Raw genomic sequence first — 12,466 nt, 5'->3', positions numbered from 1 at the left:
GGTCCGGCGGGGAATGCACGAAGGGGCAGAGCTCCGGGCAACGCCCACTTCCTGCCTGCGCAGGCAGTGCGGGATTGCCCCGGAAGGCAGCGGTGCTGCCCTCGGCGCAGGTCGGGCGGACATGGTGGCGCGGGCGGGCGGTGGCGAAAGCTCTGGGTGCACGAACGCCGCAGACGAAGGAGCGAGCATGCCGTCGTACCTGTCCCCTGGCGTGTACGTGGAGGAAGTCCAGAGCGGGGCCAGGCCGATCGAAGGGGTCGGGACCGCGGTGGCCGCCTTCGTCGGTTTCGCGCCGCAGGGGCCCTTCCACCAGCCGACGCTGGTCACGAACTGGAACCAGTACGTGCAGAACTTCGGCGGGTTCGACGACGGCTACCTCGCGCACGCCGTCTACGGCTACTTCGCCAACGGCGGCGGCTCCGCCTACGTGGTGCGCATCGGCGGCCCGTCCGAGGCCGCGGCTCCCGCCGCTCCCGCGCCGAAGCCGGTGGAGCTGGGCGGGTTGCGGGTCTCCGCGCTGTCCGCGACCACCTCCGACGTGACCGTGGAGATCGTCGACGCCGACGGCGAGAACCCGCCGGACGACCGGTTCAAGCTGGTGGTGCGCCAAGGCGGCAAGGTCGCCGAGACCCACGACGTCTCCACCCGCAAGAACGTCAAGAGCTACGTGGTGAACCAGGTCAAGGAGCACTCGAAGCTCATCGAGGTCACCGAGCAGTCCGGCGGTGCCCTCGCTCGCCCCGACAACCAGAGCGTCACCGTCCCCGGCACGCCGCCCAGCGCCACCACCCCGGCGAAGGTCGACGCGCAGGAGTACGTGGGCGATCTGGCCGCCCGCACCGGTTTCGGCGGCCTGGAGACCATCGACGAGATCACCATCGTCGCCGTCCCCGACCTGATGAGCGCCCACCAGCGCGGCCTCATCGACGCCGAAGGCGTGAAGACCGTGCAGCTGGCGGCGATCTCGCACTGCGAGCAGCTCGGTGACCGCGTCGCCCTGCTCGACGCCCCGCCCGGGCTGAACGCGCAGCAGGTGCGGACCTGGCGGATGGACGAAACCGGCTACGACTCGAACTACGCGGCGCTGTACTACCCGTGGATCAAGGTGTTCGACCCGTCCTCCGGCCGGAACAAGATGGTGCCGCCGAGCGGGCACATCGCCGGGGTGTGGGCGCGCAACGACACCGAGCGCGGGGTGCACAAGGCGCCCGCGAACGAGGTGATCCGCGGTGCCGTCGACCTGGAGACCACGCTCAGCAAGGGCGAGCAGGACCTGCTCAACCCGGTCGGGGTGAACTGCGTGCGCGCGTTCGCCGGCCGCGGCATCCGCATCTGGGGCGCCCGCACCCTGTCCTCCGACCCGGCATGGCGCTACCTGAACGTGCGGCGGCTGTTCAACTACCTGGAGGAGTCGATCCTGCTCGGCACCCAGTGGGTGGTGTTCGAGCCGAACGACGACCGGCTGTGGTCCAGCATCCGGCGCAACATCGGCGCGTTCCTCACCCAGACCTGGCGGGACGGCGCCCTGTTCGGCCGCACCCCCGCCGAGGCCTTCTACGTGAAGTGCGACCGGGAGAACAACCCGCAGGAATCCATCGACCTCGGCCAGGTCGTCTGCGAGATCGGCGTGGCCCCGGTGAAGCCCGCCGAGTTCGTCATCTTCCGCCTCTCCCAGTTCTCCGACAGCTCCAGCCTCCTGAGCGAATGACTCCGCTCGCCCGTCCGGGTGGCGGAACCGCGGCGGTGCCGGTGGCTCGGGTGGTCGCCGCTGAGCGGCTTCGCCGTCGGCAAGACGAAGGCACGACACACTTCACCTCGAAGGGGTAGTCATGGCAGAAGGCGACAGCCTTTCCGTCCACCGGTTCGGTGTGCAGCTCGGCGGGGTCACCGTCGAGTCGATCAAAGAGGTCAGCGGCCTGACCGTCGAGCAGGACGTGGTCGAGACCCAGCAGGTCACCGACACCGGCAAGATGATGAACAAGAAGCAGCCCGGTGGGCACAAGGGCGGCGAGGTGACGATCACCCGCGGCATGACCGAGAGCCCCGAGTTCACCAAGTGGCTCAAGAAGACGGTGTCCGACGGCGAGGTCGAGGACGCGCGGGAGAACCTGACCATCGAGGTGATGGAACCGAACGGGACCGTCGTGCGGCGGATCCAGCTCTACGACGCGTGGGTGAGCAAGTGGGAAGGCCCCGGCCTCAACGCGGGCGAGTCCAACGCGGCGACCGAGAAGGCCACCATCACCTTCGAGCGGATCGAGGTCGAATGAGGCGGCGGGTCAACTCGCTCGACGACCTGGACCAGTTCAGAGCCCGCAAGCCCGACACCGCCACGGCCACCGCGGAACGCCCCGCGCCGCAGGCAGCGCACGACGAGTTCGAGTTCGAGCTGCCGCGCGGCTACCGGCACACCGACGGCACGCTGCACCGGCACGGGCGGATGCGGCTGGCGACGGCGCGCGACGAGCTGCGCCCGCAGATCGACCTGCGGGTCAAGGAGAACCCGGCGTACCTGAGCGTGGTGCTGCTGAGCCAGGTGATCACGCGGCTCGGCGACATCACCGACGTGCACTCGGGCCTGGTGGAGAACATGTACGCCACCGACATCGCGTTCCTGCAGGACTTCTACCGCCGCATCAACAGCGAGGGGCACACCCGCGCCGGGGTCACCTGCCCGTCCTGCGGTTCGGGGTTCGAGATCGACCTGGCCGGTGACGGCCTGGGGGAATCGTGACGTACGCGGCCGACCGGCTGCACGAGGAGGTCGCGTACATCGCCTACCACTTCCACTGGACCCGCGAGGAGATCTTGGACCTGGACCACCTGGAGCGCAGGCGCTGGGTGCGGGAGATCGCCCGCATCAACACGCGGGTGAACGAGAGCAGGTGAGCCGGATGAGCCGCTGGAACCCGCTGCGCCGCTTCTTCGACCGGGACGCCCCGGAGCCGGAGACCGCACCCGCACCGGCCGCCCCCGCCTCGGAACCGGACGGTGGCTGGCGTCGCACGGCGCCGATGCGCGGCGTGCTGCAGCGCGACTCGGGCGAGGTGATCCGGCCCGAGCGCTTCCGCGCGTCCGTCGCGTCGTTCCGGGACCACGGGGTCACCAGCGGCGGGCTCGGGCACCGGCTCTCCGGTGCAGCGCCGAGCGGCGTGATGCGCGGGCTGGCGCGCGCGGGCGGGCGACCGGTGCAGCGGTCGGACGGCGAGGAGTTCACCTGGGTGCGGCCGGAAGCGGAGTCCACTTCGGACTCGGACGCGCCGGTTCCGCGTTCGGGGCGGCGGGCCGTGCAGCGGTCGGCGGGCCGGATCCTCGGGCGTGGCCGGGGTGCTGCGCGCGGAGCGGCGTCCGGGGGCGGGACGGCGGGAGCGGACAGCCACTCGGGTGGTTCGGCGCGTCCGGCCGGTTCGTCGTCCCGCGCGGGCGTGGTGTCCGGTGCGTCGGGCGCAACGGGTTCTTCTGGCACGGCGGGTTCTTCGGGCACGTCGAGTTCTTCGGGATCGTCGAGGGCTGCGGGCGCGGCCGGTTCGTCCGGGAGCGGGCCGTCCGGACGCGCCGGTTCGCAGCGCACGGCAGCCACGTCGAGCACGCCGAACTCGTCCGGCACGGCATCCTCCAGCGCGGCCTCGCCCGGCACGACCTCGGGCGGCACGAGCTCAGCCGCCGAGCGGTCGTCCGGCGCGGGTTCGACCGCTTCGAGCGGAGACACCGACAGCGGTTCCCCCGGCTCGGCCGCGGTGCAGCGGGTCGCCCTGCGCAGGCTCGCCCCGCCGCTGACCAGGGCACGACCGATCACCCGGGCCACCCCGCGCCGGCTGCCCGCGATCACCGCGCCGGGCACGGATGCGGTGCAGACGGACGCCGCACCGCCGGGCCCGGACGTGGATCTCGTGCTGCAGCGCCGCGCGGACGCCGACGCGCCACCGGAGCGGTCCGACGCGCCTCGACCGACCGCCCCGAGCAGCCCTGGTACACCGGCGGACTCCGGCACCGCGCCCAGCACGGCCGGGACCGGATCGACCGCACCGGGCGGGCCGCCGGGCACCCGCCCCACGTTGGGCGCGGACCGATCTCCCGAGCAGTCCGGTCTGGGCGGCCCGGTGCAGCGGATGCCCTCCGGAGCGGTGCCGCTGCACCACGAGTCGACGGGCTCCCCCGAACCACCGCCACCGGTGCAGCGCGCCGCGGAACCGGCTCCGGAGCAGCAGCCCGACCGCCCTTCCCGGCCCGGGCGCGGCCGGAAGCGCCCGACCACCTCGAAACCCGAAGTGCGGCGCAGCACGCCGAACTCCCGCGGCGGCCTCGGCGAACCGCTCGGTCGGCTGCCGGAGTCGGCGACCCCGCTGCGTCCCGGCGGCACCCCACCCACATCCGGGCCGGTCGTCCCCGGCGGTGCGGCGGAGGCCGCGCCGCTGCTCGGCGACGCCGCCCCGCAGGTCCAGCGCACCCCGAGCACGCGGACCGAACCGCGGGCGACGACGCCGGACGACCCCGCACCGGCGGATCCGGTCGCCACGCCGCTCGCCGGTTCGAGCGCCGAGCCCGCAGGCACCGGCCCGGCGACTCCGGTCCAGCGCAGCCGGATCCAGGACGCCGCCGGAGCACCGCCGCACGGCGGCGCGGACCACGGCACCGCACCCCTGCTCGGCGACACGACGATCCAGCGCTCGGCGAGCGGCACCCCCGCGCATCCCGCCGGGGCGCCGGGGCACTCGCCCAGCGCCGAGCTGCCCACCGCACAGCGGAATCCGGCCACGCCGAGCAGCTCCCGCGCACGGCAACCGCCGGTCTCCGCCACGCGGCACTCGCCCGGTCCTGCCTCGCAGCAGTCGTCCGGCCCCGCCACCGCACCGCACCGAGCGGCCATCCCGGTGCGGCGTTCGTCAAGCGCCACCGCCCCGGAAGCGGCGGCACCGCACGGCACCCCGGTGCAACGGCTCACCGCACCGAGCGGCGCGGACGCACCGGAGACGCCGCTCGCCGAGAACGCGCCCACCGGCCCGCACGAGGTCTCCACCGGTACGCACTCCGTCCAGCGCGCGCGGCCGGACTCGCCGGACGAACCCGCCCCGGCCCTCCGGCCGCACCACGACCCGACGCACCTCTCCGCCCCGGTGCAGCGCGCCCGCCCGCTGCTCACCACGCGGCCGCTGACCACGCGAACCCGGCTGGACCAGCCGCGGCCGAACGCGACGGCGCCACCGACCGAGCACCGGGCCGTGGCGCCGCTGCGCTGGACGCGCCGCGAGCCCGGGGACCGACCGGCCGACCCGGCACCGGTGCAGCGTTCGGCCACCCCGGCGGCACTCCCCGCGGTGGCGGCCGAACCGCCCCCGCCGGACTCCGCTGCGGCCGAACCGGCGCCCGCCCCACCCGGCTCCGCGACGGACGGCCCCGATGCACGGCCGCCGATGCGCGCAGCCCGGCCGGTGCAGCGCCGCACCGCCCCGGAATCGCCGCCTGCCGCGCGGTCGGCGCCGACGCAGGACGAGCCCACCCCGCAGGTCCCCGGCGTCCCGCCCGGTGTCCCCGTCACCGTCGTGCCCAAGCAGCACCAGGAGAGCGCCGACCCCGAACCCACCACCGGCACCGGCGGCGAGCAGGACATCGACGAACTCGCCCGCCGCCTCATCGAACCCGTCGGACGGCTGCTGCGCACCGAGCTGCGCCACGGCCGCGAACGGTTCGGCCGCACCTACGACCGCAGGCGTTGAAGAGGAGCACACCGATGTCGTCGACGGACATCTTCGCCAGCAGCGTGTTCTTCCGGCTGGCCATCGCGGGCAACGACCTCGGCCGGTTCCACACCTGTTCCGGGCTCGGCGCGCAGGTCGAGGTGGAGCAGTTCGCCGAAGGCGGCAACAACTCGTTCTCCTGGCAGCTGCCCACCCGCATCACCTGGACCAACATCACGCTCACCCGCCCCGTCACCGGGGACACCACCAAGATCGCGAAGTGGCTGTCGGACACGATGCGCAAGGCCGAGCGCAAGAACGGCGAGATCGTGGCGCTGAAGCCGAACCTGACGCCGATCGCCCGCTGGCAGGTCATCGGCATCGTGCCCGTCAGCTGGCAGGGCCCGTCCTTCGACCCGTCGAACTCCCAGGCGGCGATCGAAACGCTGGAGATCGCCCACGAAGGCCTGCAACCGTCCTGAGAGGAGGAACCCGATGGCCGTCACCAGCGCCAAGAACCTCGCCCGCGCCGAAATCCTCATCATGGAACCGCCCGCCAAGGTCGGCGCGAAACCCGGGGCGACGCTCAAGCGCGTCAAGCTCCAGTTCAACCCGAACAAGCTCGCGCTGACCAAGAGCACCGAGTGGCGGCGCAAACCGGCCCGGATGGCCGCCGAATCGGCGCTGCCCGAGTTCGTCGGCAGCGGGCCCCGCTCGCTGCAGCTGGAGGTGTTCCTCGACGCCACCGAGAAGCACGACGACTCGGTGGAGAAGAAGGTCGAAGACCTCATGGTGGCCTGCGTGCCCACCCCGAAGAGCCTCGCCGCCAAGACCCCGGCCAGCCCGTGGGTCCGGTTCGAGTGGGGCACCGCCCGCACCACCTCGTTCGACGGGGTGCTCAACAGCTTCTCGGTGGACTACTCGCTGTTCGACGTCGACGGCAAACCGCTGCGCGCCACCTGCTCGCTGGGCATCGAGGAAGCCAGCGTCGACACCCCCGGGCAGAACCCCACCTCCGGCTCGGACTCCGCGCGCCGCACCCACCGGGTCATCGCCGGGGACAGCCTCCCGCAGATCGCCTGGAACGAGTACGGCGACGCGACGGCGTGGCGGTACGTGGCCGAAGCCAACGGGATCGACGACCCGATGGTCCTGGTGCCGGGCAGCGAACTGCTCGTCCCCGCCCTCGACGAGTCCGAACAGGACGGTGCGTGATGGGAAGTTCCGCAGAGCAGGACGGCAGGTCGTTCGCCGCCGATCCGATCATCAAGTGCCCCGGCAAGCTGCCCCCGCCCTGGCAGGAGCAGCTGGTGTCCTGCGTCGTCGACGAGAACGTCGGCCTGCCCGACGCGGCGACCCTCACCTTCCGGGACCCGAACCACGAACTGCTCACCGCCACCCCCATCACCATCGGCACCGCGCTGACCGTGTCCATGTCCACCGCGGGCGGCGGGACGCCGGAGAAGCTGTTCGCCGGCGAGGTCACCGCGCTGGAACTGGACTCCGACGGCACCGGCTCGTTCACCGTGGTGCGCGCGATGAACAAGGCGCACCGGCTGCTGCGCGGCCGGAAGGTGGTGGCGTACAAAAACATGAAGGCCGACGCCATCGTGAAGAAGGTCGCCACCGCAGCCGGGCTGACGGTCGGGGAGGTGCGGGCCAAACCGATCACCTACACCCAGCTGGCCCAGCCCAACATCTCCGACTGGGACTTCCTGCAGAACCTCGCCCAGGAGCACGGCGTCACGGTCCGCGTCGACGAGACCGGCAAGCTCGACTTCGCCCCGCTCGCCCCCGCCGCCTCGGCGCCCGCGCCCAGCACCTCCGCGGCGAAGAGCCCGTTCGTGCTGGAGTACGGGCGGAACCTGATGGCGCTGCGCGCCGTGCTCACCTCCACCGACCAGGTCGGCAAGGTCGAAGTCCGCGGCTGGGACGTGCAGGCGAAGAAACCCGTCGTCGCCGAGCAGACCGTCGCCCGGAGCGGGACCACCGTTCCCGGCATGACCCCGGCCGAGGCGATCAAGGACTTCGGGAAGAAGAGCAGCACCACCGTCACCGACACGGCCTACGGCACCCGAGCCGAAGCCGACGCGCTGGCGGAGTCGCTGTCGGCCGCCACCAGCGCCGGGCTCGGCGAGGTCGAAGCGGTCGTCGAGGGCGATCCGAAGCTGCGCGCGGGCGTGCCGGTCGCGCTCGGCAACGCGGGCGACAAGTTCTCCGGCAAGTACACCGCCACCGCGGTGCACCACGTCATCGAACCGGGCCTCGGCTACCGCACCACCGTGCAGGTCAGCACCAGCCCGGACCGGTCGCTGGCCGGGCTCACCACCGGCGCCAACGCGCCCGACCGGGGGCCGCGCATCCCGGGCGTGGTCAACGCGATCGTCACCGACGTCAGCGAACCCGCCGGCGGCGGCCGCGGCTGGGTGAAGCTCACGTTCCCGTGGCTCGACGCCAAGTACGTCTCCGACTGGGCGCGCAGCGTGCAGCTCGGCGGGCAGGGCGGCGGCGTCATCAGCCCGAGCGTGAACGACGAAGTCCTCGTCGCCTTCGAACAGGGCTGCCTGGACAAGCCGTACGTGCTCGGCGGGCTCTACAACGGCAAGGACAAGCCGTCCGAGCACGACATCCCGCTGATCGAACGCGGCAAGGTCGCCCGGCGCTCGCTGGTCTCCCGCGACGGGCACCGGCTCGAACTGATCGACAGCAAGAAGGGGCCGCCGGGCGTGCGGATCGCCAGCGGTGACGACCGGCTGGAGATCCGGCTCGACGAGAAGGCCAGGACCATCGAGATCGCGGTGAAGCGGCCCGGCGGCCGCGGCTCGCTCAGCTCGATCACGTTGGACGACGGGGGGATCACCCTCGACGCGGGCACGGGCGAGGTCAAGGTCAAGGGCCGCAACATCAACCTCGACGCCACCGCCGACGCCCGGATCAGCGCCCTGCAGAACGCCTCGCTGAAGGGCTCCCTGTCCGCCGACATCGACGGCGGCGGCACCGCCGCCCTGCACGCCATGCTCGTCCGGATCAACTGACCCACCCACAGCGGGAGGAGACCCCGATGCCACCAGCCGCCCGGATCGGCGACGCCACCAACCACGGGGGCGTGGTCGGTGCTCCGCCGGGACCCGCCGCCGCCAGGGTCGCGACCGTGCTCATCGGCGGGAAACCGGCCGCGGTCACCGGCAGCATCGTCGCCTGCCCCAAGGGACCGGACGCGCTGCTCGGGCCCGCGAACGTCCTGGTGCCCAGCCCGCCGCGCGGCGGCGTCGTGCTGATCAGCGGGTTGCCCGCCGCGAAGATGAACGACAAGAGCAGCTGCGGCTCCCAGGTCCAGATCGGCGCGTTCAACGTCCTGATCGGGGGCCCGATGTGAGCGAGCGGTTCATCGGCCGCGGCTGGGGGTTCCCGCTGCGCGTCACCCCCACCGGTGGCATCGGGCTCGTCGGGCGCGAGCAGGAGATCGAGGAGGCCATCCGGCTCGTCCTGGGCACCGCACCCGGCGAACGCCCCATGCGGCCCGAGTTCGGCTGCGGCGTGCACGACTACGTCTTCTCCCCCACCGACGGCGCGACCGCCGGGCGCATCGCCCACGAGGTGCGGTCCGCGCTGCAGCGCTGGGAACCGCGCATCGAGGTCGAGGACGTCGTCGTCGCCCTGGACCCCGACGAGGAAGGCGTGCTCTACATCGACGTGCACTACGTGCTGCGGTCCACCAACGACCGCCGCAACCTCGTGTTCCCCTTCTACACCATCCCCGACGGCGGCGGCTCCGAGGCGGGAGGAGCGGCCTGATGGCGATCCCCACGCCCAACCTCGACGACCGGCGCTTCCAGCAGCTCGTCGACGAGGCGAAGCGCTACGTGCAGCAGCGCGCCCCCGAGTGGACCGACCACAACGTCTCCGACCCGGGCGTCACGCTCATCGAGACCTTCGCGCACATGGTCGACCAGCTCGTCTACCGGCTCAACCGGGTGCCGGAGAAGAACTACCTCGCGTTCCTGGACCTGATGGGCGTGCGCCTGTTCCCGCCCACCGCCGCCCGCGGCGACGTGACCTTCTGGCTCTCCACCGCACAACCCGACACCGTGCTGCTGCCGCGCGGCACCGAGGTCGCCACCGCCCACTCCGAAGCCGACCGGGAAGTCGTGTTCGCCACCGAGCACGAGCTGCCGATCGTGCCCTGCGAGCTGCGCACCCTCGTCACGATCTCCGCCACCGGCACCATCGAGGACCGCACCGCCGACCTCGCCGCCGCCGAGGACGTGCCCTGCTTCCAGACCGAACCCGCCGTCGGCGACGCCATGCTGTTCGGGCTCAGCGGCGCCGTGCCGCGTTGCGTCATCGCCGTCGAGCTCGACAGCCGGGTCGAAGGCATCGGCGTCGACCCGCGCCAGCCGCCGCTGGTGTGGGAGGCGTGGGACGGCACCCGCTGGGCCGAGTGCGAGGCTTTCGAGGACACCACCGGCGGGCTCAACAAGCCCGGTGAGGTGCTGCTGCAGATCGGGCCCGGGCACACGCCCTCCACTGTCGCCGGGGTGCGCGCCGGGTGGTTGCGCTGCCGCGTCACCGCGCCCGTGCCGGACCAGCCGTTCTACTCCGAATCACCCACCGTCCGCGTCGCCGAGGTCTCCACCGTCGGCGGCACGACCGGCGTCGAGCACGCCGAGGCGCACACCGACGTGCCCCTCGGCGAATCCGCCGGGGTCCCCGGGCAGCGGTTCACCGCGGACGTCGCGCCGGTGCTCACCGACGGCGACCCCGTCGTCGTCCAGGTCTCCACCGAGGACGGCTGGGAGGACTGGACCGTCGTCGACCACTTCGGCCGCTCCGGCCCCACCGACCGGCACGTCACCCTCGACCCCACCACCGGCGAGTTCGGCTTCCCGCCGGCCGTGCGGCTGCCCGACGGATCGCTGCGGCACTACGGCGCCGTCCCGGCGAAGGGCGCCCAGCTGCGCATCCCCCGCTACCGCACCGGAGGCGGCCGGGCCGGCAACGTCGCGCGCGGCGCCATCTCCGTGCTGCGCAGCTCCGAGCCCTACATCTCCGAGGTGGAGAACCGGGAAGCCGCCATCGGCGGCGTCGACGGCGAGACCATCGCCGAGGCGAAGATCCGCGCCCCGCACCAGCTGCAACTGCAGGAACGGGCCGTCACCGCCGCCGACCACGAGCAGATCGCCCGCCAAGCCGCACCCGCCGCCGCCCGCATCCGCTGCCTGCCCGCCGCGGCCGAGCAGGACCCCGGCGCGGCCCGGCTGCTCGTCGTGCCCGGCGCCGTCGCCGACACCGGTGATCGCATCCGCTTCGAGCAGCTCATCCCCTCCGAGCAGCTGCTGGCGACCATCGCCTCGCGGCTCGACGAACGTAGGCTGCTGGGGGCGCGGATCGTGGTGGAACCGCCGTTCTACCAGGGCATCACCGTGGTGGCCCGGCTCCGCTCCACCGGCGCCGACACCGGCCGGATCGACCGCGACGCCCTCGACGCGCTGTACGCGCATCTGAACCCGTTGCGCGGCGGCGCCGACGGCACCGGCTGGCCGTTCGGCCGGCCCGTGCAGGTCGGCGAGGTCTTCGCCGTCCTGCAACGCGTCGACGGCGTCGGGCTCGTCGAAGAGGTGCGGTTGTTCCCCGCCGACCCGATCACCGGCAGGCGCGGCACCCCGGCCGACCGCATCGACCTGCCCGCGCACGCCCTCGTGTTCTCCCACCAGCACCAGGTCGTGGTCGTCCCGCACGACGGCGCGGAGCCCAGGTGACGCGGCGGGCGGGGATCCCCGGACTGCCCAGCCGCTACCCGATGGGGGAACAGCTGCCCGGGATGTACGCGGACGACCACCTCGCGCAGCAGTTCACCGCCGGCCTCGACGACGTGCTCGCCCCGATCCTGTCCACTTTGGACAATTTGGCGCACTACTTCGACCCGGCGCTGGCACCGGAGGACTTCGTGGCCTGGCTCGGCACCTGGGTCGCCACCGAACTCGACCCGGACTGGCCGCTGGAGCTGCGCCGCGCCGTCGTCGCCCGCGCCGTCGAACTGCACCGCTGGAAGGGCACCGCGCGCGGGCTCGCCCACCGGCTCTGGCTGTGCCTCGGCGTGCACTCCCGCATCCTCGACGGGCCCGGCGCCACCTGGTCCACCCGGCCGGGCAACACCCTCGGCGGCGAACCGAACAGCACCGTCCGCGTGCAGGTGTGGCCCGGCCGCGCCGCCGTGGACCATGCCCAGGTCACCGCGCTCGTCGACTCCGTCAGCCCGATCCACCTCACCTGCACCGTCGAGGTCCTGCCCGGACCACCACCGCGCGAACAGGGGCAACGCTGATGCGACCGTGTCCGAACTGCGGCGCCCGCACCGCCGAGACCGACGACTTCTGCGGCAACTGCGGCACCTACCTCGGCTGGGAGCGGTCGCACCCGCCCGCGGGGAGCGGTTCCGGGTCGGCTGGCGGCTCAGAACCGGCAGGCGGTTCCGGATCGGCTAGCGGTTCCGGATCGGCGACACCGTCCGCACCGGCACCGCGGCCAGGTGCTCGCGGGCACGCGCCACCTCCCCCGCGAGCGGCACCCGGGCAACCGCCACCGACCGCACGACCCGGCGGCAGCGGACAAGCGCCACCACCCCCGCAGGCCACGCCCGCGCCACCACCGGCACGGCCCGGCGGTTACCCGCAGCACGCCCCCGGACAGGCGCCGCCCGCGCGGCCCGGACCGGGACAGCCGGGCGGATCCGCACCACCGCCGAGACCACCGGGACCGCCCGCCGGACACCCGGGGCCGCACCCCGGCCC

The 12,466-nt window shown here is 73.1% G+C and carries 13 protein-coding genes; 12 read left to right on the top strand and 1 reads right to left on the bottom strand.

Going from position 1 to position 12,466, the window contains the following annotated elements:
* The first annotated feature begins 187 nt into the window (after nucleotides 1-187).
* From LCD35_RS23720 to LCD35_RS23705, 4 genes are all read left to right on the top strand, one after another.
* Nucleotides 188-1,708 carry a phage tail sheath family protein gene (locus LCD35_RS23720; protein ID WP_224966925.1) on the top strand — a complete coding sequence of 507 codons (1,521 nt, stop codon included), beginning with the start codon at nucleotides 188-190 and terminating at the stop codon, nucleotides 1,706-1,708.
* Nucleotides 1,709-1,829: 121 nt separating this feature from the next.
* Nucleotides 1,830-2,270: a phage tail protein gene (locus LCD35_RS23715; RefSeq protein WP_224959754.1), complete on the top strand. Its 441-nt coding sequence runs from the start codon at nucleotides 1,830-1,832 to the stop codon at nucleotides 2,268-2,270.
* Nucleotides 2,267-2,734: a hypothetical protein gene (locus LCD35_RS23710; RefSeq protein WP_224959753.1), complete on the top strand. Its 468-nt coding sequence runs from the start codon at nucleotides 2,267-2,269 to the stop codon at nucleotides 2,732-2,734. Before LCD35_RS23715 ends, LCD35_RS23710 begins: the two co-directional genes overlap by 4 nt.
* The gene (locus tag LCD35_RS23705) at nucleotides 2,731-2,889 is read left to right on the top strand and encodes a DUF6760 family protein (protein WP_224959752.1); all 159 of its coding nucleotides are present in this window, start codon (nucleotides 2,731-2,733) and stop codon (nucleotides 2,887-2,889) included. The genes LCD35_RS23710 and LCD35_RS23705 overlap by 4 nt, the downstream gene beginning before the upstream one ends.
* Here the strand turns inward: LCD35_RS23705 and LCD35_RS23700 are convergent.
* Nucleotides 2,861-3,796, bottom strand: coding sequence for a hypothetical protein (locus LCD35_RS23700; RefSeq protein ID WP_225044918.1), 936 nt, complete (start codon nucleotides 3,794-3,796; stop codon nucleotides 2,861-2,863). The two genes, LCD35_RS23705 and LCD35_RS23700, sit on opposite strands and share 29 nt — an antisense overlap.
* Between LCD35_RS23700 and LCD35_RS23695 the strand changes: the two genes are divergently transcribed.
* From LCD35_RS23695 to LCD35_RS23660, 8 genes are read left to right on the top strand one after another with little or no spacing between them, the layout of a single operon-like run.
* The gene (locus LCD35_RS23695) at nucleotides 3,738-5,714 is read left to right on the top strand and encodes a hypothetical protein (RefSeq protein WP_225044917.1); all 1,977 of its coding nucleotides are present in this window, start codon (nucleotides 3,738-3,740) and stop codon (nucleotides 5,712-5,714) included. The two genes, LCD35_RS23700 and LCD35_RS23695, sit on opposite strands and share 59 nt — an antisense overlap.
* 14 nt (nucleotides 5,715-5,728) lie before the next feature.
* The gene (locus tag LCD35_RS23690; protein ID WP_224962919.1) at nucleotides 5,729-6,157 is read left to right on the top strand and encodes a phage tail protein; all 429 of its coding nucleotides are present in this window, start codon (nucleotides 5,729-5,731) and stop codon (nucleotides 6,155-6,157) included.
* A 13-nt stretch (nucleotides 6,158-6,170) separates the two neighbouring features.
* Nucleotides 6,171-6,890 carry a LysM peptidoglycan-binding domain-containing protein gene (locus LCD35_RS23685; RefSeq protein ID WP_224962917.1) on the top strand — a complete coding sequence of 240 codons (720 nt, stop codon included), beginning with the start codon at nucleotides 6,171-6,173 and terminating at the stop codon, nucleotides 6,888-6,890.
* A complete protein-coding gene (locus tag LCD35_RS23680; protein WP_224962915.1) occupies nucleotides 6,890-8,710 on the top strand; it encodes a VgrG-related protein in 1,821 nt (606 codons plus the stop codon). Before LCD35_RS23685 ends, LCD35_RS23680 begins: the two co-directional genes overlap by 1 nt.
* 26 nt (nucleotides 8,711-8,736) lie before the next feature.
* The gene (locus tag LCD35_RS23675) at nucleotides 8,737-9,051 is read left to right on the top strand and encodes a PAAR domain-containing protein (protein WP_224962913.1); all 315 of its coding nucleotides are present in this window, start codon (nucleotides 8,737-8,739) and stop codon (nucleotides 9,049-9,051) included.
* The gene (locus tag LCD35_RS23670) at nucleotides 9,048-9,470 is read left to right on the top strand and encodes a GPW/gp25 family protein (protein ID WP_224962911.1); all 423 of its coding nucleotides are present in this window, start codon (nucleotides 9,048-9,050) and stop codon (nucleotides 9,468-9,470) included. Before LCD35_RS23675 ends, LCD35_RS23670 begins: the two co-directional genes overlap by 4 nt.
* A complete protein-coding gene (locus LCD35_RS23665) occupies nucleotides 9,470-11,434 on the top strand; it encodes a putative baseplate assembly protein (RefSeq protein ID WP_224962909.1) in 1,965 nt (654 codons plus the stop codon). The genes LCD35_RS23670 and LCD35_RS23665 overlap by 1 nt, the downstream gene beginning before the upstream one ends.
* Nucleotides 11,431-12,000 (top strand): phage tail protein, encoded by a 570-nt coding sequence (locus LCD35_RS23660; RefSeq protein ID WP_224968850.1) that lies wholly within the window; start codon nucleotides 11,431-11,433, stop codon nucleotides 11,998-12,000. Before LCD35_RS23665 ends, LCD35_RS23660 begins: the two co-directional genes overlap by 4 nt.
* The last annotated feature ends 466 nt before the right edge of the window (nucleotides 12,001-12,466 follow it).

The organism is Saccharopolyspora sp. 6V, assembly GCF_020176785.1.
Taxonomy (GTDB): Bacteria; Actinomycetota; Actinomycetes; order Mycobacteriales; family Pseudonocardiaceae; genus Saccharopolyspora_C; species Saccharopolyspora_C gregorii.
The sequence above is the reverse complement of the archived record's forward strand: the minus strand, read 5'-3'. Positions and strand labels throughout refer to the sequence as shown.

Excerpts from the sequence above, each read along its gene's own strand:
- LCD35_RS23720 (WP_224966925.1), top strand. The coding sequence starts at position 188 with ATGCCGTCGTACCTGTCCCCTGGCGTGTACGTGGAGGAAGTCCAGAGC.
- LCD35_RS23715 (WP_224959754.1), top strand. The coding sequence starts at position 1,830 with ATGGCAGAAGGCGACAGCCTTTCCGTCCACCGGTTCGGTGTGCAGCTC.
- LCD35_RS23710 (WP_224959753.1), top strand. The coding sequence starts at position 2,267 with ATGAGGCGGCGGGTCAACTCGCTCGACGACCTGGACCAGTTCAGAGCC.
- LCD35_RS23690 (WP_224962919.1), top strand. The coding sequence starts at position 5,729 with ATGTCGTCGACGGACATCTTCGCCAGCAGCGTGTTCTTCCGGCTGGCC.
- LCD35_RS23685 (WP_224962917.1), top strand. The coding sequence starts at position 6,171 with ATGGCCGTCACCAGCGCCAAGAACCTCGCCCGCGCCGAAATCCTCATC.
- LCD35_RS23680 (WP_224962915.1), top strand. The coding sequence starts at position 6,890 with ATGGGAAGTTCCGCAGAGCAGGACGGCAGGTCGTTCGCCGCCGATCCG.
- LCD35_RS23675 (WP_224962913.1), top strand. The coding sequence starts at position 8,737 with ATGCCACCAGCCGCCCGGATCGGCGACGCCACCAACCACGGGGGCGTG.
- LCD35_RS23665 (WP_224962909.1), top strand. The coding sequence starts at position 9,470 with ATGGCGATCCCCACGCCCAACCTCGACGACCGGCGCTTCCAGCAGCTC.